Genomic DNA, 17,091 nt, shown 5'->3' on the forward strand with positions numbered 1-17,091 from the left:
GAGATGAACCTAGAGGGTGTTCAGGTCGATTGCGGCGGCCATTGCTCGGTAGCCTGCCGCGTTCGGGTGCTTGTGGTCGCCGGAGTCGAAGGCGGGGTTGAGGCGTTCCGGGTCGGCCGGGTCGGCGACAGCGGTGTTGAAGTCGGCGACGGCGTCGAATTCGCCGCTGGTGCGGATCCATTCGTTCAGTGCGCGCAGCTTCGCGGCGGAGGTGGGGGTGTAGTACTCGGCGCCCTTCATCGGCAGGAGGGTTCCGCCGATGACGCGCAGTCCGGCTCGGTGGGCGCGGGCGATCATGTCGCGGTAGCCCGCGATCAGCTGGTCCACGGTGACGACCGGGTTGGGCTTGTAGGTCGGCAGGTCCACCTCCGAGAAGCCGATATCGTTCAGTCCGCCGAGCATGACGACCGTGCGGGCACCGTCCTGGGCGAGGACGTCACGATCGAAGCGGCGCAATGCGCTCTCGCCGTACCAGGGGGAATCACTGATGATGGTGTTGCCGCCGATGCCCGCGTTGAGGACGGGGCGGGGGGTGCCGGCGGCGGCGAGGCGGTCGGCCAGGGCATCAGGGTAGCGGTTGTTGCCGTCGTTGTCGGAGCCGAAACCGTCGGTGATCGAGTCACCGAACGCGACGATCGCATCCGCGGAGGCGGCGCCGCTCGTCTGCACGTTCGACAGGTAGTACCAGGAGTGCGTTGTCTCGGTGAAGGCGGTGGCGTCGGCGTCGGCGGCATGGTTGCCGGGCGCGCGGTAGGACGTCGCATAGCCCTGGGCGTGGAAGGTTGCGGGCCCGGTGGGTTCGTCCAGATACAAAGTGACCGTGGCGAATTCGAGGGGCGCCAGATGCAGCTCGGCGGGGTCGCTGGTCAGGTCGGCGCCAGGAGCGATGGTGGCGGTTTCGCTGCCGTGGAAGCGGAGGGGGCGCAGTGTGTCCTGATGTACGCGGGCCCCGGAATCGGTGCGGGCGATCGTGGCCGAGGCGATGCGGAGATCGGTGCGGCCGAAGCGGTTGGAGAGGGTGATCCGGGCGGAATCACCGCCGCTGGTGACCCGGACGACCTGCCGGAGTGTGTGCTGGGCGAAACCGTCGAGCGACCAGTTCGGCTCGAAACCGGTGCTCGGCTGCTGCATCGGCACCGACCAGGCGGTGCTCGCGGTGTCGGCGGGAGCGGCCTCGGTGCTGGTGCAGGCCGCGGTGAGGGTGGCGGTGATCGCGATGGCGGCGGTCATCATCTTCTTCCAGACGTGCATGGGTTCGTCGATTCTCGGTAGTCGGTCTAGCCGCGGCGCTCGAGCGCACGGGCGAACAGGGTGGTGAGCAGGGCGGCGGCGGCCAGAGCCGCACCGATCCAGGCGGGCGCGGTCAGGCCGAACCCGGAGTCGATGGCGGCGGCGCCGAGCCAGGAAGCCACCGCGATGCCGATATTGAAGGCGGAGATATTGGCGGCCGAGCCGAGCGCCGATTCGCCGCCGGCGGTGTCGAGGACGCGCATCTGCACAGCGGGAACGATGGCGAAACCGGTCGCGCCGAGCGCGAGGATGCTGACGGCCGCGCCGACCGGATGCCCGGCGACGACCGCGAAGATCATCAGCACCACGGTCAGGGCGGCGAGCGCGCCGATCAGCGTAGGCAGCAGCGCGCAATCGGCCAGCCTGCCGCCGACGATATTGCCCGCGAACAGGCCGACGCCGAAAACGACGAGCAGCCACGGGACTGCACCGTCGGGCAGGCCGGTCACCTCGGTCAAGATCGGTTCGAAGAAGGTGAACGCCGCGAAGACGGCACCGAATCCGAGCGCGGTGATCGACAGCGCCAGCCAGACCTGCGGGCGAGCAAAGACAGCCAATTGCTCTGTCAGAGAGATGGATTCGCCGCGTGGCTGATGCGGGACCAGTATGAGGACGGCGAGCAGCGCGGCCACCCCGACGGCGGTCACCGCCCAGAAGGTCGACCGCCAGCCGAACGCCTGACCGAGCGCCGTCCCCAGCGGCACGCCGGCGACATTGGCGAGGGTGAGCCCGGTGAACATGGTGGCGATGGCCGCGGCCCGGCGGTCGGGTGCCACCAGACCTGCTGCCACCACGGAGCCGATGCCGAAGAACGCGCCGTGGGTGAGCGCGGCGACAATCCGGCCGGTGAGCAGCAGTTCATAGGTGGGTGCCAGGGCCGAGAGGAGATTGCCCGCGATGAAGAGGCCCATGAGTGTCGCGAGCATGGTCTTGCGGGGGACCCGCGAACCCAGCGCGGTCATCAGCGGCGCGCCGACGGCGACGCCCGCGGCATAGCCGGACACCAGCAGGCCCGCGGTCGGGACGGAGATGGACAGGTCGTCGCCGATCACGCCGAGCAGTCCGACGATGACGAATTCGGTGAGGCCGATTCCGAAGGCGCCCAGCGCAAGCGCACCGAGGGCGAGGGTCGGCCGGCCGGTCCCCGTTCGGGACGGGGCGGTCAGTGTGGTGGTCATGCGAGTGTGCAACTCCCTTAGTGGGAAAATTGTTCCGTTAAGACCATTCGTGTCGGTACCCGGACGTACGGTCTCGAATGGAGTGATTTCAGACTGCCGGTCGCGTTCACGTGCATCAACGGCCGTCGCCGACATGGTCGATTAGCGGGAGTTATGGAACGGCAGGAGATCGAGATCTTCCTGGCCCTGTGCGAGGAACTGCACTTCGGACGGGCTGCCGAACGTCTGTATCTGACGCAGGCGCGGGTCAGCCAGACGATCAAAAAGCTCGAACGACGTTTCGGCGCACAGCTTTTCGAACGCACCAGCCGCCAGGTGCGGCTCACGCCGGTCGGTCGGATGCTGCGCGATGACCTGCTCCCGATCCGGACGCAACTGAACCGGGCCGTCGAACGCGCGCAAGCGGCGGCGCGCAGCGTGGAAGGGACACTGCGCGTGGGCTATCTGGGCGGGTTGGCGGCGAGCCTGCTGGTCGACACCGTCCAGGAGTTCCGGAACCGTCATCCCGAATGCGAGGTACACGCCCGCGAGGTCCACCTCGGCGATGTGTTCGGCCCGCTGCGCCGCGACGAACTCGACCTGGTCATCAGCCACTCCCCGGTCGGCGAACACGACCTGGTCGCCGGACCGGAGCTACTCACCGAACCCACCGGCCTGGTTGTTCCGCGCGATCACGCCCTCGCCCGCAGCAGCTCGATCGACAGCACCACCACGGGCACCGAGGTGATCGCCATCGGCGGCCCCGCCGGCGCGTACTGGCACCGCTACCTCGACGAAACCTGGCACATCAGTCCGGCAGGCCCGAACGGCGCCCAAACCTTCGAAGACGTACTGACCGCCGTCGCATTCGGAGCCGGGGTCCACCCGGCCGGCGCCCACGCCGAGCGGCACTACCCCCGCCGCGGAACGGTATACGTCCCGTTCAGCGACGGACAGGGCCACGTGTGGCGCCCGGTATGGATGCCCGGCGCGGAAACGGCGCGCTTACGAGCCTTCGTGCAGATGCTCCTCGAGACGGTCGAGCAGCGCGGCGCGGACCACTACTTCGCACCGGACCGCACCGAATAGAAAAACGGCCCGGAGCAAAAGCTCCGGGCCGTTCAACAGATCTCGCAAGCACATGGGTAACTCACCGGGTACCGGCTAACTCACCCACGACCTCCGTCTGGCCGCCAACGCATCTCGCCCAGCACCTGAGTCCGGCCGAAATACGCGGAGAGGCGGAACAGCTCAGAAGGCGGCTTCGTCCAGCTCCATGATGTCGTTGTCCAGCGTGGTGAGGATCTGGCGGGTGGCGGTCAGCTCCGGCAGGACGTTGCGGGCGAAGAATTGCGCCGAGGCAACCTTGCCGGTGTAGAACGGCACGTCGGAGCCGGTGGCACCGTTGTCCAGGGCGGCCAGGGCGATCTCGGCCTGGTTCAGCAGCATCCAGCCGATGAACAGGTCGCCGACGGCCATCAGGAAGCGGACCGAACCCAGGCCGACCTTGTACAGCTCGGACGGCTGCTCCTGAGCACCCATCAGGTGGCCGGTCAGGGTGGCGGCCATGGCCTGCACGTCCTCGAGCGCGGTGGCGAGCAGCTTGCGCTCACCCTTGAGACGCTCGTTGGCGTTGTCCGCGTCCAGGAACTTCTGGATCTGGCCGGCCACGTGGGCCAGGGCCACGCCGCGGTCGCGGGCGATCTTGCGGAAGAAGAAGTCCTGCGCCTGGATGGCGGTGGTGCCCTCGTACAGCGAGTCGATCTTCGCGTCGCGGATGTACTGCTCGATCGGGTAGTCCTGCAGGAAGCCCGAGCCACCGAAGGTCTGCAGCGAATCGGTCAGGTACTGGTAGGCGCGCTCGGAACCGACACCCTTGACGATCGGGAGCAGCAGGTCGTTCACGCGGAACGCGACGTCCTTGTCGGCACCCGAGACGGCCTCGGCGATCTCCGGGTTCTGGTGCGCGGCGGTGTAGAGGTAGATGGCACGCAGGCCCTCGGCGTAGGCCTTCTGCATGGCCAGCGCGCGACGCACGTCCGGGTGGTGGGTGATGGTCACACGCGGCGCGGTCTTGTCGGTCATCTGGGTGAGGTCGGCACCCTGCACGCGGGTCTTGGCGTACTCGAGCGCGTTCAGGTAACCGGTCGACAGGGTCGCGATGGCCTTGGTGCCCACCATCATTCGCGCGTTCTCGATGACGTCGAACATCTGGGCGATGCCGTTGTGCACCTCGCCGACCAGCCAGCCCTTGGCGGGGACGCCGTGGCCACCGAAGGTGAGCTCACAGGTGGCCGAGGCCTTGATGCCCATCTTGTGCTCGACGTTGGTGACGAACACACCGTTGCGGTCGCCGAAGGTCTCGGTCTCGAAGTCGAAGTGGGTCTTCGGGACGTAGAACAGCGACAGGCCCTTGGTGCCCGGACCGGCGCCCTCGGGGCGGGCCAGCACCAGGTGCATGATGTTCTCGAACATGTCGTCGGAGTCGGCCGAGGTGATGAAGCGCTTCACGCCCTCGATGTGCCAGGAGCCGTCCTCCTGCTTGATCGCCTTGGTGCGGCCGGCGCCGACGTCGGAGCCCGCGTCGGGCTCGGTCAGCACCATGGTGGCGCCCCAGTTGCGGTCGGCGATCTTCTTCGCCCATTCCTTCTGCTCATCGGTGCCGTTGTTGTAGAACACCTGAGCGAAGCCCGCGCCTGCGGCGTACATCTGGATCGGCGGGTTGGCGCCGAGCACCATCTCGGCAAGGGCCCAGCCGATGACGGACGGGGCACCGAGGCCACCGAGCTCCTCGCGCAGCGGAACCTTGACCCATTCGCCGTCCTCGAGCGCCTTGTAGGACTTCTTGAAGGAATCGGGGATGGTGACGGTGTGGGTGTTCGGGTCGAACACCGGCGGGTTGCGGTCCGCGTCGGCGAACGAGTCGGCCAGCGGGCCCTCGGCCAGGCGGCGGACCTCGGAGAGCATTTCCTTGACGGTGTCGGTGTCGAGGTCGCCGAAGGCGCCCGCGTCCAGCACCTTGCCGACGCCGAGAACCTCGAAGAGGTTGAACTCGAGGTCGCGAACGTTTGCCTTGTAGTGGCCCATGTGAGTACTCACTCTCCGTTGAGTTCTGGTGCGGTCGGTTGTGTGCCGTTCTCGCCCGTCAGGTCGTCCACCGGGTAGCTGTCCGGTTTTCCGCATGCTACTCGCGGGTAACTTATTGACCATATTACCGATGGGTAAGGCTCTCGGCAAAGGGGTTCGCCAGCAATGTGACGTGAAAAACATGCGCGCGTGCCGAGACGTTGCTCGCGGCGACCACGGGGCTACCGTGAGGTGTGCGCATCGAGACGTCAGCCGGACCGGCCGAGATCGAGCTCGACGAGGTGGCCGACCCGGCATTCCTGCTGGTGATTACCCATGGGGCGGGCGGCGGCGTCGATGCGAAAGACATTCTCACCGTGCGCGATTCGGCCCTCGCCGCCGGTGCCGCGGTAGCCCGTGTGGTGCAGCCGTACCGGGTTGCCGGCCGGCGAGCGCCGGGCAATGCGGTGACCCAGGACCAGGCATGGGTCGAGATCGTCACGGCGTTGCGCGAGCGATTCCCCGGTGTGTCGCTCGTGCAGGGTGGCCGGAGCAACGGTGCGCGGGTGGCGTGCCGCACCGCCGTCGAACTGGGTGCGCGCGGGGTGATCGCCCTGTCTTTCCCGCTGCATCCGCCCGGAAAGCCCGAGAAGTCCCGGCGCGACGAGCTGGTGTCGGTGGGTGACGCGCAGGTGGTCGTCATCAACGGTGGCAGCGACCCGTTCGGGATCCCCGATCCCGCCGACGCCGCCGAGGTGCGCGTCATTCCGAAGCAACCTCACTCGTTCCGCACCGGATTCGACGTGATCGCGGCGACAGTGCAACCGTGGTTCGGCCGGTGGAGTTAGGCTTTCGGCACATCGGACCAGGTAGGGGGAGTAATGAAAGCGCTCATCGTGTGCACGTCCAAGGCGCTCGGCAATACCAGGAAAGTCGCCGACGCCATCGGCTCGGTGCTCGAGGCGCGGGTGGTGGATCCGGCCGAGATCAGCCCTGCCGAGCTGGGTGATTACGACCTGATCGGGTTCGGCTCGGGGGTGTATTGGATGTCGCTCGACGCCCGGCTGCGCGCCTTCGTCGACGCGCTGCCCGCCGGACAGAACCGCGACGCGTTCATCTTCGCCACCAGCGGTCTGCCCGAGCTGCGTGTACGTCCCTACCTGCGCAATCTCGGTGATCAGCTCGAAGACAAAGGCTTCGAGCTGGTGGGCGGGTTCTCTTGCCGTGGGCTCGACACGATGGGACCGCTCGCGCTGATCGGTGGGCTCAACAAGGGGCGGCCGAGCGAGGACGATCTGGCCTCGGCCAGGGCTTTCGCCGAGCAGCTACGCGGTCGGTTCGACTGACTCGGCAACGACAAGGGCGTCGATGGCGTCGGCACCCTCGGTGGGGCGAAACACCTCGCGGGCGGTGGTGACGGTGACGCCGGTGCCGTCGAGATCGGCGCGGATGTCGTCGGGAGCGAACAGGATCGTCGGATCCTGGGGGCCGCCGTAACCGTCGGTGATGTTGCGGGTGGCGTGGCCCAGGACCAGCAGCATGCCGCCGGGGGCGAGCATCGACGCGAGTCGGTGGAGGAGCGGGCGGCGCTCCTGCGGTGGCAGGTGGACGAAGACCACCAGGATCAGTTCGAACGGACCGCTGACACCCGCCGCATCGAGGTCGGTGATGTCGGCGCAGGTCCACTCGACGCGCGAACGAACCGAACGCGACAGGCGCGCGGCGACCGTTCGCCCCTTGTCGATACCCACCTGGGCGAAGTCGACGGCCTGCACCTGCCAGCCGTGAGTGGCCAGCCACAGCGCGTGGCGGCCTTCACCGCAGGCCAGGTCGAGGGCGCGCATCGGGGCGGCGGTGCCGTCGGCTTGCAGCGGCAGCCTTCGGTCGAGGCCGTGGACGTATTCGACGACCGTGCTGTTGGGTGGTGCGCCCCAGACCAATTCGCTGCGGGCATAGCGTGCGTCCCACTCCGCCGCGTCCATGCTGTTCCGCCTCCCCGCGAATTCTGGCCAGGCTCAGGTGCGTTCTCGGTTGCGACGCGGCTGGCGGTGTGTCGCTGTCATGTTAGCCCGTGCCCGGTGACTTACCCATGTGCTTGCCTGCGGTGGTCGAACTGTCAGAGGGATGTGCGCATCAGGATGACGTTGTACTGGGTGTGGACGGTTGTGAGGAAATAGAGGTCACGGCCGGTCTGGTACGGGAAGATCTGCGGGGCGTAGGCGGTGGGCAGTTCGCGGGCATCGATGAGGATCTCGGGCGGGCTCCACGGGCCTTCCGGTGACGGTGCGCGGCGCAGCACCACCGAATTGGCGGGGTCGGTGGTGAGGGAGACGAACTGGCCGAGGTGCTCGTTGTACATCACCGACAGTTCGGCTGCCCCGGCCATGATGGGGGCCGCGGCGTTCGCGTCGCCGCGCTTCCAGCCGCCGCCGTCCCAGTACTCGTAGGCGTCCAGATTCTCGATCTCGCCCTCGGGCACGCGGGCGAGGAAGGCTTCGTTGTCGCGGCCCGCCGGGGTGCCGAATTCGTAGACGTAGCCGCCGTCCTTCAGGAAGGCGTTCATCTGGAACTTGTTGTGGCCGTGGTCGTTCGGCCTGCGGGTATGGGCAAGGTCCGCCCATGTCTCGCCGTTGTCCGACGACACGGCCAACCCCGAATAGTTCGTGGTCCACTCACCGGGCGCGTCCCAGCTGCGCACCGACATCAACGACATGTACTGCACGCCACCGACCGACACCCCCGCTGTGGGGATCCGGCTGATCTCCTCGCCGTCCTTCGGGCTGAAGACGAGTTCGCGGGCCTGGCCGATACCGTCGCGCACCACGTTGTGGAAATGGATGCCTTCGGCGGGGTTGCGGCTGAAACTGCGGGCCAGGAAGTTCGAGCGCCACGCCCACTTGCTGTCGCGCAGCAGGTTCGGCAGGCCCACGCCCGCGGTGTCGCCGAACGCGGTGAGCATCTCGCCGTGCCCGTTGTCCCACATGATGCCCAGGTCGGTGCCGAGGACGTTGTAGGTGTGGGTGGCGTTCGGGCTCGCCATGCCGGTCACCTGGAACACGGCCTGTGCCCGGCCGTGCAGGACCGGCAGGCCGTAGGTGCCGTTGAGGACCGGGATCGGGTTGATCGCGTTCGGGTCGGCCGCGGCGGGCGCCGTCCCGACGAGCAGCAATGCGGTGGCCCCCGCCAATACGGTCATCGCGAGCGAGTTCACGTCAGCCTCCGGGCACACGGGAATAAGCACACCCAGTTGAATCGGGTGTACTTTTTCCGTCGGATTAGTGAACTGAAACTAACAGCCGGAAGCGGGAGAAAGTACTGTGACGCGGCCTAGAGTTGGGGTTGCGTTTATTTGTCCGCGTCAGCGAAAAATCGCCTTACGCAGCAACAGAGGGATTTGTGCAGCCCGTTCCGCGGCGAAACTGCCGCGTGCGGGCCGGTGCCAGGAGCGGTCGAACAGGTGCTTGGCGGCGGCGACAGCGCGTGGATCGCGGGCCGCGATCCGGTCGGCGAGAGACTCCGCCGCAGCCACCGGATCGTCGGCGATATCGGTGACCAGACCGATCCTTCTGGCGTGATCGGCGTCGACGCGCTCCGCGGTCATGGTGAGCAGCAGAGCCTGATCGATGCCGATGAGCTGCGACAACGACGCGGTGCCCGACATGTCGGGAACGAGGCCGTGCGCGGCTTCCATCACCGAGAACTCGGCAGCCGGGGCGGCGATGCGGAAGTCGGCGGCGAGGGCGAGTTGCAGCCCGCCGCCGAAGCAGCGGCCGTGCACCGCGGCGATCACCGGGACGTCCAGGCGACGCCATGCCCAGCAGGCTTCCTGGAAAGTATTGGTGCCCCGCCACGGTCGCGGCAGGAATTCCCGCACAATGGCGATCGGGTCGCGGGTCGCAGCGGCTATATCGAGTCCGCTACTGAAACTCGGGCCGTTACCTGTCACGATGACCGCGCGAATTTCCTTGTGCCCGGACACCGCATCTGCCGCAGCGACTAGGTCACGCAACATTTCCAGAGTCAGTCCATTGTGTTTCGCCGGACGATTCAGCGTGACATAAGCGCGTGCGTTCTCGAACCGCAGATCGATGTGCTCTCCCATGACCCGATCTTACTCGTGAGTCAGTTCGGGGGTGTGGCCCATCCGCCGCCGTTCGGGCATGATCCAACTCGGCCACGCATCGGCCGATGCGTGTCGACCGGGAGGACACACAGAGTGCGGATCTGTCTGATCGCCGCAGCGCTCATCGCGCTGCCGGCACTGTCGGCCTGCGGCAGCGAAGAGCCTGCGGTAACCCAGGCGGAACTGTCGAAATCCCTGCAGGACAAGGGCCTCAAGGACGTATCGCTCGCCGACTGCGCCGCCCAGGTCTTCCTCGACTCGGGCATGTCCCAAGACGGCCTGCGCGTGATGGTCGCCAACGGCCAGGCCGGCGACCAGGCCAAGGAGCTCAACGAGGAAGACGCGGCCAAAGTGGGTGCGGCCCAAGCGAAGATCGCCGCCGAGTGCGTGAAGCTGGGCGGCTGACAACCCGAGCAAGGCGGGGTGGTTGGTATGGCCCCGATCACACGGGGTTGACCTGAATTTTGGTTGAGGTTGGAGGCTGTGGGCAGCGCCAAGGCTGGTGCGATAGTCCAGAGGAGGGGCCTCATGAGCAACCACGTCGATATCGAAGGGTCGCAGGGCGGGGCGGTCCCGGCTCCGCTGCGGGTTGCGGTAGTCATCGGCAGTACACGGGAGGGTCGGTTCGGCACGACCATTGCGGACTGGTTTGTCGGTCGGCTGCGGCGCCACGACACTCTCGAGGTCGAGATCGTCGATACCCGGGAGGTCGCACTGTCGCACGCGTTCGGTGCGGTCACCGATCACCCGTCGCGGGCCGAGGCCACTGAAACGCTCACCCGTGCTGACGCTTTCGTGGTGGTGACGCCGGAGTACAACCACAGCTACCCGGGTGCGCTGAAGAATCTGATCGACGAACATCATGTCGAATGGCAGGCCAAGCCGGTGGGATTCGTTTCCTACGGTGGGATCTCCGGTGGGTTGCGGGCGGTGGAACATCTGCGGCCGGTCTTCGTCGAACTGCACGCGGTCACCATTCGCGACACTGTCAGCTTCGCGAATCCGTGGCGTCGATTTGATGACGCGGGTGAGCTGGCCGATTCGTCCGACGCGGTTACCGCCACCAAGGCGATGTTGAAGCAATTGACCTGGTGGGGTGAGGCGTTGCGTGCCGCCCGTGCCGCCAACCCGTACGGGGCGTGAGGGCCGTGACCACTACCGCGAAGGCTGCCGCGTCGTCCGTCGTCGCTCGCAACCCGATGACGATCGCCCTGGTGCTGGTGCTCGGCACCATCATGGCCACGCTGGACCAGACCATCGTCAATGTCTCGATCAACACGTTGTCCGCGGAATTCGACGCGGGCCTGAACACCATCCAGTGGGTGGCGACCGGTTACTCGCTCGCGCTCGGTGCCGTGGTGCCTGCCTCGGCGTGGCTGGTCGGCCGGTTCGGCGCCAAACGGCTGTACCTGACCGCGGTCGCCGCGTTCGCGATCGGTTCCGTGCTGGCGGGGCTGGCCTGGAACATGGAGTCGCTCATCGCTTTCCGGGTCGTGCAGGGCGCCAGTGGCGGGCTGCTCATGCCGGTCGCGATGACGATCCTGCTGCGCGCGGCCGGGCCGGATGGGCTCGGCCGGTTGATGAGCACCCTTGGTCTGGCCATTCTGGTCGGTCCGCTGCTCGGTCCCGTGATCGGCGGCTACCTGATCGATGAGGTGTCGTGGCGGTGGATGTTCTTCATCAACCTGCCGATGGGTGTGTTGGTGCTGGTCCTGGCAGCCCGGATCGTGCCCGACGATGTGCCGGAACCACGGCACGCACTCGACCTACCCGGACTCCTGTTGATGTCGCCCGGCCTGGCCCTGCTGATCTACGGGGTGACCGCGGCCGGTGAGCAGGCCGGATTCGCCACGCCCGCCGTGCTTGTCCCGCTGCTGGCCGGGGCCGTGCTCATCGCCGCCTTCGTGCGCCGGTCCCTGACCATCGAGGATCCGCTGCTGAACCTGCGGGTCCTCGGCAACCGGATCAGCGGACCCGCCGCGCTGCTGCTCGCCCTGTTCGCAGCCGGCTACTTCGGTTCGATGCTGTTGCTGCCCTTGTATTTCCAAGTGGTCCGTGGCGAATCGGCACTGGTGGCAGGCGCCCTGGGTATCCCGTTCGCGCTGGCCTCCGGTCTCACCATGCAGGTGGCGGGCCGATTGATCGATCGGATTCCCCCCGGCCGCTACCTACCGCTGTCGATCACGGTGGCGCTCATCGGTTTCGTGTCGTTCATCGTCCAACTGGACGCGGACGCGCCGTACTGGGCACTCGGCGCGAGCATGCTGCTGATGGGCGCCGGTGGCGGCGGCACCATGATGCCGGTCATGACCACCGCGACCCGGTCGCTGAGCCGCGCCGACCAGCCCGCGGGATCGACGGTGCTGAACATGATCAGCACCACCGCCCTTGCGGTCGGCACTGCGGTCTCCTCGGTGACCCTCGGCGCACTCCTCCCGGTGACCGGCGGCTTGCAAGCCCTGCACGACATGGCTCCGGCCCAGTGCGCCGAGCTCGCTCCCGCCCTGGCCGAAGCGTTCCAGCACACGTACCTGATCGCTCCGGTCATGATCGCGCTCGCATTGATTCCGGCCTTGCTGCTACCGCGCCGATCGGATGGTAGGGGTCGCTGATTTTGCTGGATCAGGGTGTGCAGTAGGCACATCCGTACGACTACCATGCCGCCATGTCGTCATCGAGCGTCTGGGCGCGCGTCTTCTCCGGGCTCGGGGCCTGTGTCGCTGCTGTTCTGGTGTTGGTCTACTCGTTCCTGCTGATGGTCGAAGGTATGCCCGACGAGGAGGTTTCGGCGGGTAGTCATGCCCTGCTCGTCACCAAGGTGGTCGTCGCGGTTTTCGCGGGTGTGGCGTTGGTCGTCGGTGCCGCGAGTGGGTGGAGGTGGGCGATCTTCGGCGGTTGTTTGTTGTTCGCCGCCGATTTCGCACTCTGGCTCGTTTGGTACTCGGGGGTTTTCAGGCTGCCGAGCTACGAGCACCCCGAGCCCGGCCCGGTCGCGCAGCCGCCGGTGTTCTGGCTCGTGCTGATCACCGTCTGGGGCGTGTTCCCTGGTCTGCTCGCGGCGCTCGCGTGGCGAGGGCGGCACAAAAAAGCCTCCCCGCGTCCAGGGCTGGCCTGAGTTCGCGGGGAGGCGGGAGAGCCGATGACGGGAATCGAACCCGCGCTACCTGCTTGGGAAGCAGGAGTTCTACCATTGAACTACATCGGCAGTTGTGCGATCGCGACTCTATCAGAACTGGCGTGCGGGGATGCAAGTCTTCGGGGGCTCGGTCGGGTGGTGGGGGCGTCACCTGCTTAAACTGGGCCGGTGCTGCTCTCCGATCGTGACATTCGCGCCGAGATCGCCGCTGGGCGGCTCGGGGTCGAGCCGATGCTCGAGTCGATGGTTCAGCCGTCGAGTATCGATGTTCGGCTCGACGGCCTGTTCCGGGTGTTCGACAACAGCCGGTACACCCATATCGATCCGGCCCAGCAGCAGGACGAGCTGACCAGTCTGGTCGAGCCGAAGCCGGGGGAGCCGTTCGTGCTGCATCCGGGAGAGTTCGTGCTCGGGTCGACACTGGAGATGTGCACTTTGCCCGACGACCTGGCCGGGCGGTTGGAGGGCAAGTCGAGTCTGGGCAGGCTCGGGTTGCTCACGCATTCGACGGCGGGGTTCATCGACCCGGGGTTCAGCGGGCACATCACGCTCGAGCTGTCGAATGTGGCGAATCTGCCGATCACCCTGTGGCCGGGGATGAAGATCGGGCAGTTGTGCCTGATCCGGTTGACGAGCCCGGCCGAGCATCCGTACGGGAGTGCGGCGGCCGGGTCGAAGTATCAGGGTCAGCGGGGGCCGACGCCGTCGCGGTCGTACCTGAATTTTCCCCTGTCGCCCGATTCGCTCAACGCGGTCGAGACACGCTGAGGACCGACTTCCAGAGCGATCCGCAGCACCTTCGTGAGCGGCGGGAACACGTCGCCGGGGCACGGCGGGCGCACCCAGTGGCAGCCCTCGCGGCTCCAGCGGCCGAGGCTGGTCGGCAGCATCACGGCGCTGCCGATGCCTGGTACGTCGATATCGAGGCCCGACAGTTCGGCGGCGAGATCGTCGGTGGGTCTGGCATCGGGTGTGGCGAGCACGCTCCAGCGGATCTGACGGGCGAGCACCGGGCCTTCCGTTCGTTGCTCGTGTAGCACCGCGAACACCTTCTCGGCACGCGCGGTCGGCAGATGGACCACACACAACCGATCGGTGATCGGCAACATCACGAAGCCACCACGCTCGCGCACGGGCAGCCCGAATTCGCGCTGGTAGCAACGCACCCAGTCATCGACAGTCCTGGCTTCCACCCCTTCAGGATCACCCCTCACGGCGGTCGGTGACCACTGCCCCGCACCGCCCTTTCGCTGCCTCAGGCAACCGATTCGGCGAACATGTGGTGTGTCTCACTGTCGCGACTCGTACTCTGGAAGGTGTTGTCCATCGGATGAGGTGACGTCGTGGTCGGGGAGTGGACGGGTAGAGAGGCCAGAGCTCTTCGCGATGCCAAACGAATGAGCATCCGGGAGTTCGCGGCTCATCTGGGCGTGCACGAACGGCTGGTGTCGAAATGGGAAGCCGGTGGGGCGCGGGTGAAGCCGCGGCCGGTGAACCAGGCGGCACTCGATACGTCGCTGGCCCGCTCCGACGAGGTGGTCCGCGCCAGATTCACGGCGCTGCTCGCCCCGGCGGGCGAGACCGACCTGCTCGCCTTCGTCGACGCGGGGGTAAGCAAAAGCGCTGTGCCCGAGTTGATGTCGGAGAGGGAGTTGATCATGGCGGCTGCGCACGAGGCCAGCGAACACGCGGCCGCCGCGGAGAGCACCAATGTCGGACCGACCACGTTGGCCCAGCTCGATGCCGACGTGCGAAGGATCGCCACCGAATACGTCTATGCCGCACCGGCTCCCATGATGGTGGAGATGTTGCGGGTGCGGCGGCGGGTGTACCGACTGCTCGACGGACAGCAGAAGCCGGTGGACACCTCGCACCTGTATTTGCTGGCGGGCACCCTGTCCGGCTTGCTCGCCAACGCGAGCACCGACCTCGGCTATCTCGATGCCGCGGGCGAACAGATCAGGGCCGCTTGGGCTTACGCCGAACTCAGCGGGCACAACGGGTTACGCGCGTGGACGCGCGGCATGCACGCGCTGATCGAGAACTGGTCGGATCGTCCCCGCAACGCTGTCCAATTAGCCCGTGGCGGACAGGAATTCGCACCCGGCGGGCTGGCGCGCGTGCGGTTGCTCAATATCGAGGCACGGGTGTGGGCGAGGCTGGGCAACGACTCCGAGACCGACCGATGCCTGCGCGCGGCCGAGTCGGTCGATCCGGACCGGCGCGAGGAGCTGCACGACGAGATCGGCGGGGTGTTCGGCTTCCCGACGGCCAAGGCCGCCTATTACGCGGGCGCCACCTGCATCCAGCTCGGTCGCGCCGAGCAGGCGCTCACGGCCACCGAACGCGCGATCGCGCTGTACTCGAGCGGGCCGCCGCTGCAGCGCTCCTACGGTGCCGAGTCGCTGGCGCGCGTCGACAACGCAGCCGCGCACCTCATCAACGGGAGTATCGACGGCGCGGCCGACGCCCTGCGTCCGGTGCTCGGCCTCCCGGAGGACCGGCGCATCGCTCAGCTGGGCGAACGGCTGGTCGGTCTGCGCCGCCGGATCGCCGCCCCGAACTACCGCAATGCGGTCGAAGCGCGCGGGCTCGACGAGCGCATCGAGGAGTTCTGCCTGGAAACGGCGGCTCAGGCGGGCAAACCCCGGCTGTGAATGTTGTCGGCAACCATCCCTAACATGGGGTGGGTGAGTCCACAGCATCCGCATGTCGCCCCGCGCGTCCTCGAGCAGTCGAAGAAACTGCAGGACGTGGTCTACGAGATCCGTGGGCCGGTACACGCGCAGGCAGCACGCCTGGAGGCCGAGGGCCATCGCATCCTCAAGCTCAACATCGGCAACCCGGCCCCGTTCGGGTTCGAGGCGCCCGATGTGATCATGCGCGACATGATCGCGGCGCTGCCGTACGCGCAGGGGTACTCCGAGTCCAAGGGGATCCTGTCGGCGCGACGCGCGATCGTCACCCGCTACGAGCTGGTGCCGGGCTTCCCCGAGCTCGACGTGGACGACGTCTACCTGGGCAACGGCGTGTCGGAGCTGATCACCGTCACCATGCAGGCGCTGCTCGACAACGGCGACGAGGTGCTGATCCCGGCGCCGGACTACCCGCTGTGGACGGCCATGACCAGCCTCGCCGGCGGCACCCCGGTGCACTACCTGTGCGACGAGGAGAACGGCTGGCAGCCCGATATCGCCGATATCGAATCGAAGATCACCGACCGCACCAAGGCGCTGCTGGTGATCAACCCGAACAACCCGACGGGCGCGGTGTACTCGGCGGAGGTGCTGCAGCAGATCGTCGACCTGGCGCGCAAGCATCGGTTGCTGCTGCTCGCCGACGAGATCTACGACAAGATCCTCTACGACGACGCCAAGCACATCTCGCTGGCCTCGCTGGCCCCGGACCTGCTGTGCCTGACGTTCAACGGCCTGTCCAAGGCTTATCGGGTGGCCGGGTACCGCTCGGGCTGGCTCGCGATCACCGGGCCCAAGGACCACGCGGCCGGGTTCCTCGAGGGGATCGATCTGCTCGCCTCGTCCCGGCTGTGCCCGAATGTGCCCGCTCAGCACGCCATTCAGGTAGCGCTCGGCGGCCATCAGAGCATCGAGGACCTGATCCTGCCCGGCGGGCGGTTGCTCGAGCAGCGCGATGTGGCGTGGGAGCGGCTGAACATGATCCCCGGCGTGTCGTGTGTGAAGCCGCGTGGCGCGCTGTATGCCTTCCCCCGTCTGGATCCGAATGTGCACGAGATCCACGACGACGGGAAGCTTGTGCTCGATCTGTTGTTACAAGAGAAGATCCTCATGGTGCAGGGCACGGGCTTCAACTGGCCCGCCACCGATCACCTGCGGATCGTGACATTGCCGTGGGCACGGGACTTGGCCGTGGCGATCGAAAGGTTCGGTAACTTCTTGTCCAGTTACCGACAGTGAGTGTCACAGTGTCAGGGGCCTTGACGGGGACGGCATAGGGTTAGACCGGCTGAAACCAACTCGGGGTTGGGAAATCTCGGGATTTTGAAGATGCACTAGCGCAAAAGTCCAAGTTTTGTGTACAGTGGGCATCGGCGCTTCGGCGCCCCGGCCCGGTCGTCTACCCCCCCTGGACGACCGAGAGCCCTAGGTACGAGCGCCTACCCCCCTGGGCGCCTGCCTGACGGGCGGCGGAGACAACCCCCTGCTCTCCGCCGCCCTGTACCTTTCCCGCCTCCCCGCGAATTTTGGCCGGATTCAGGCGCGGGGTTTCTTTGCGTTGGCGGCCAGACTTGCGTTGTTGGTGCTGGTAGCCCGTGCCCGGTGAGTTACCCATGTTCTTGC

Annotated in this window: 17 protein-coding genes and 1 tRNA gene; 10 read left to right on the forward strand and 8 right to left on the reverse strand. The window is 66.9% G+C overall.

The features are described 5' to 3' along the window. Positions 1 to 9 precede the first annotated feature (9 nt). A complete protein-coding gene (locus AB0F86_RS18095; RefSeq protein ID WP_356985505.1) occupies positions 10 to 1,251 on the reverse strand; it encodes an SGNH/GDSL hydrolase family protein in 1,242 nt (413 codons plus the stop codon). 26 nt (positions 1,252 to 1,277) lie between these two features. Then, positions 1,278 to 2,468, reverse strand: a complete 1,191-nt coding sequence (locus tag AB0F86_RS18100; protein ID WP_356985506.1) for an MFS transporter — start codon at positions 2,466 to 2,468, stop codon at positions 1,278 to 1,280. A 153-nt stretch (positions 2,469 to 2,621) separates the two neighbouring features. On the opposite strand from AB0F86_RS18100, the gene AB0F86_RS18105 reads away from it, so the two are divergent. Further along, the gene (locus tag AB0F86_RS18105) at positions 2,622 to 3,536 is read left to right on the forward strand and encodes a LysR family transcriptional regulator (protein ID WP_356985507.1); all 915 of its coding nucleotides are present in this window, start codon (positions 2,622 to 2,624) and stop codon (positions 3,534 to 3,536) included. A 162-nt stretch (positions 3,537 to 3,698) separates the two neighbouring features. On the opposite strand, the gene AB0F86_RS18110 is transcribed toward AB0F86_RS18105, so the two are convergent. Continuing rightward, entirely contained in the window at positions 3,699 to 5,534 is a 1,836-nt protein-coding gene (locus AB0F86_RS18110; RefSeq protein WP_356985562.1) for an acyl-CoA dehydrogenase, read from the reverse strand. 233 nt (positions 5,535 to 5,767) lie between these two features. On the opposite strand from AB0F86_RS18110, the gene AB0F86_RS18115 reads away from it, so the two are divergent. Beyond that, positions 5,768 to 6,361 (forward strand): alpha/beta family hydrolase, encoded by a 594-nt coding sequence (locus AB0F86_RS18115; protein ID WP_356985509.1) that lies wholly within the window; start codon positions 5,768 to 5,770, stop codon positions 6,359 to 6,361. A 33-nt stretch (positions 6,362 to 6,394) separates the two neighbouring features. Then, positions 6,395 to 6,859, forward strand: coding sequence for a flavodoxin family protein (locus tag AB0F86_RS18120; protein WP_356985510.1), 465 nt, complete (start codon positions 6,395 to 6,397; stop codon positions 6,857 to 6,859). Here the strand turns inward: AB0F86_RS18120 and AB0F86_RS18125 are convergent. The 3 genes from AB0F86_RS18125 to AB0F86_RS18135 form a co-directional block, all read right to left on the reverse strand. Next, entirely contained in the window at positions 6,839 to 7,495 is a 657-nt protein-coding gene (locus AB0F86_RS18125) for a class I SAM-dependent methyltransferase (RefSeq protein ID WP_356985511.1), read from the reverse strand. The genes AB0F86_RS18120 and AB0F86_RS18125 overlap by 21 nt on opposite strands. A 134-nt stretch (positions 7,496 to 7,629) precedes the next feature. Beyond that, entirely contained in the window at positions 7,630 to 8,709 is a 1,080-nt protein-coding gene (locus tag AB0F86_RS18130; protein WP_356985564.1) for a DUF4185 domain-containing protein, read from the reverse strand. A gap of 162 nt (positions 8,710 to 8,871) precedes the next feature. Next, positions 8,872 to 9,615 carry a crotonase/enoyl-CoA hydratase family protein gene (locus AB0F86_RS18135; RefSeq protein WP_356985513.1) on the reverse strand — a complete coding sequence of 248 codons (744 nt, stop codon included), beginning with the start codon at positions 9,613 to 9,615 and terminating at the stop codon, positions 8,872 to 8,874. Between the two features lie 114 nt (positions 9,616 to 9,729). Here AB0F86_RS18135 and AB0F86_RS18140 point away from each other — a divergent pair, with 114 nt between their 5' ends. From AB0F86_RS18140 to AB0F86_RS18155, 4 genes are all read left to right on the forward strand, one after another. Further along, the gene (locus tag AB0F86_RS18140; RefSeq protein WP_067497116.1) at positions 9,730 to 10,041 is read left to right on the forward strand and encodes a hypothetical protein; all 312 of its coding nucleotides are present in this window, start codon (positions 9,730 to 9,732) and stop codon (positions 10,039 to 10,041) included. A 123-nt stretch (positions 10,042 to 10,164) separates the two neighbouring features. Next, complete coding sequence (locus tag AB0F86_RS18145) at positions 10,165 to 10,779, forward strand: NAD(P)H-dependent oxidoreductase (protein WP_356985514.1); 615 nt, start codon at positions 10,165 to 10,167, stop codon at positions 10,777 to 10,779. A gap of 5 nt (positions 10,780 to 10,784) precedes the next feature. Continuing rightward, a complete protein-coding gene (locus AB0F86_RS18150) occupies positions 10,785 to 12,248 on the forward strand; it encodes a DHA2 family efflux MFS transporter permease subunit (protein ID WP_356985516.1) in 1,464 nt (487 codons plus the stop codon). Positions 12,249 to 12,301: 53 nt separating this feature from the next. After that, the gene (locus tag AB0F86_RS18155) at positions 12,302 to 12,751 is read left to right on the forward strand and encodes a hypothetical protein (RefSeq protein WP_225281510.1); all 450 of its coding nucleotides are present in this window, start codon (positions 12,302 to 12,304) and stop codon (positions 12,749 to 12,751) included. A gap of 19 nt (positions 12,752 to 12,770) precedes the next feature. Here AB0F86_RS18155 and AB0F86_RS18160 read toward each other — a convergent pair. Next, positions 12,771 to 12,841 (reverse strand) — tRNA-Gly (locus AB0F86_RS18160). Between the two features lie 99 nt (positions 12,842 to 12,940). Between AB0F86_RS18160 and dcd the strand changes: the two genes are divergently transcribed. Next, positions 12,941 to 13,540 (forward strand): dCTP deaminase, encoded by a 600-nt coding sequence (dcd, locus tag AB0F86_RS18165; RefSeq protein WP_067497111.1) that lies wholly within the window; start codon positions 12,941 to 12,943, stop codon positions 13,538 to 13,540. Here dcd and AB0F86_RS18170 read toward each other — a convergent pair. After that, a complete protein-coding gene (locus tag AB0F86_RS18170; RefSeq protein ID WP_225281509.1) occupies positions 13,459 to 13,965 on the reverse strand; it encodes a hypothetical protein in 507 nt (168 codons plus the stop codon). The two genes, dcd and AB0F86_RS18170, sit on opposite strands and share 82 nt — an antisense overlap. Positions 13,966 to 14,169: 204 nt before the next feature. On the opposite strand from AB0F86_RS18170, the gene AB0F86_RS18175 reads away from it, so the two are divergent. Both AB0F86_RS18175 and AB0F86_RS18180 read left to right on the forward strand, forming a co-directional pair. After that, positions 14,170 to 15,429 carry an XRE family transcriptional regulator gene (locus AB0F86_RS18175; protein ID WP_181698786.1) on the forward strand — a complete coding sequence of 420 codons (1,260 nt, stop codon included), beginning with the start codon at positions 14,170 to 14,172 and terminating at the stop codon, positions 15,427 to 15,429. 24 nt (positions 15,430 to 15,453) lie between these two features. Then, positions 15,454 to 16,707: a pyridoxal phosphate-dependent aminotransferase gene (locus tag AB0F86_RS18180; protein ID WP_067643759.1), complete on the forward strand. Its 1,254-nt coding sequence runs from the start codon at positions 15,454 to 15,456 to the stop codon at positions 16,705 to 16,707. The last annotated feature ends 384 nt before the right edge of the window (positions 16,708 to 17,091 follow it).

Origin of the sequence: Nocardia sp. NPDC023733 (genome assembly GCF_040639775.1) — a bacterium.
GTDB lineage: Bacteria > Actinomycetota > Actinomycetes > Mycobacteriales > Mycobacteriaceae > Nocardia > Nocardia rosealba.

What these genes read in the sequence shown, in the direction of transcription:
- AB0F86_RS18095 (WP_356985505.1), bottom strand. Translation starts at nt 1,251, where the DNA reads ATGCACGTCTGGAAGAAGATGATGACCGCCGCCATCGCGATCACCGCC.
- AB0F86_RS18100 (WP_356985506.1), bottom strand. Translation starts at nt 2,468, where the DNA reads ATGACCACCACACTGACCGCCCCGTCCCGAACGGGGACCGGCCGGCCG.
- AB0F86_RS18105 (WP_356985507.1), top strand. Translation starts at nt 2,622, where the DNA reads ATGGAACGGCAGGAGATCGAGATCTTCCTGGCCCTGTGCGAGGAACTG.
- AB0F86_RS18110 (WP_356985562.1), bottom strand. Translation starts at nt 5,534, where the DNA reads ATGGGCCACTACAAGGCAAACGTTCGCGACCTCGAGTTCAACCTCTTC.
- AB0F86_RS18120 (WP_356985510.1), top strand. Translation starts at nt 6,395, where the DNA reads ATGAAAGCGCTCATCGTGTGCACGTCCAAGGCGCTCGGCAATACCAGG.
- AB0F86_RS18125 (WP_356985511.1), bottom strand. Translation starts at nt 7,495, where the DNA reads ATGGACGCGGCGGAGTGGGACGCACGCTATGCCCGCAGCGAATTGGTC.
- AB0F86_RS18130 (WP_356985564.1), bottom strand. Translation starts at nt 8,709, where the DNA reads ATGACCGTATTGGCGGGGGCCACCGCATTGCTGCTCGTCGGGACGGCG.
- AB0F86_RS18135 (WP_356985513.1), bottom strand. Translation starts at nt 9,615, where the DNA reads ATGGGAGAGCACATCGATCTGCGGTTCGAGAACGCACGCGCTTATGTC.
- AB0F86_RS18145 (WP_356985514.1), top strand. Translation starts at nt 10,165, where the DNA reads ATGAGCAACCACGTCGATATCGAAGGGTCGCAGGGCGGGGCGGTCCCG.
- AB0F86_RS18155 (WP_225281510.1), top strand. Translation starts at nt 12,302, where the DNA reads ATGTCGTCATCGAGCGTCTGGGCGCGCGTCTTCTCCGGGCTCGGGGCC.
- AB0F86_RS18175 (WP_181698786.1), top strand. Translation starts at nt 14,170, where the DNA reads ATGAGCATCCGGGAGTTCGCGGCTCATCTGGGCGTGCACGAACGGCTG.
- AB0F86_RS18180 (WP_067643759.1), top strand. Translation starts at nt 15,454, where the DNA reads ATGGGGTGGGTGAGTCCACAGCATCCGCATGTCGCCCCGCGCGTCCTC.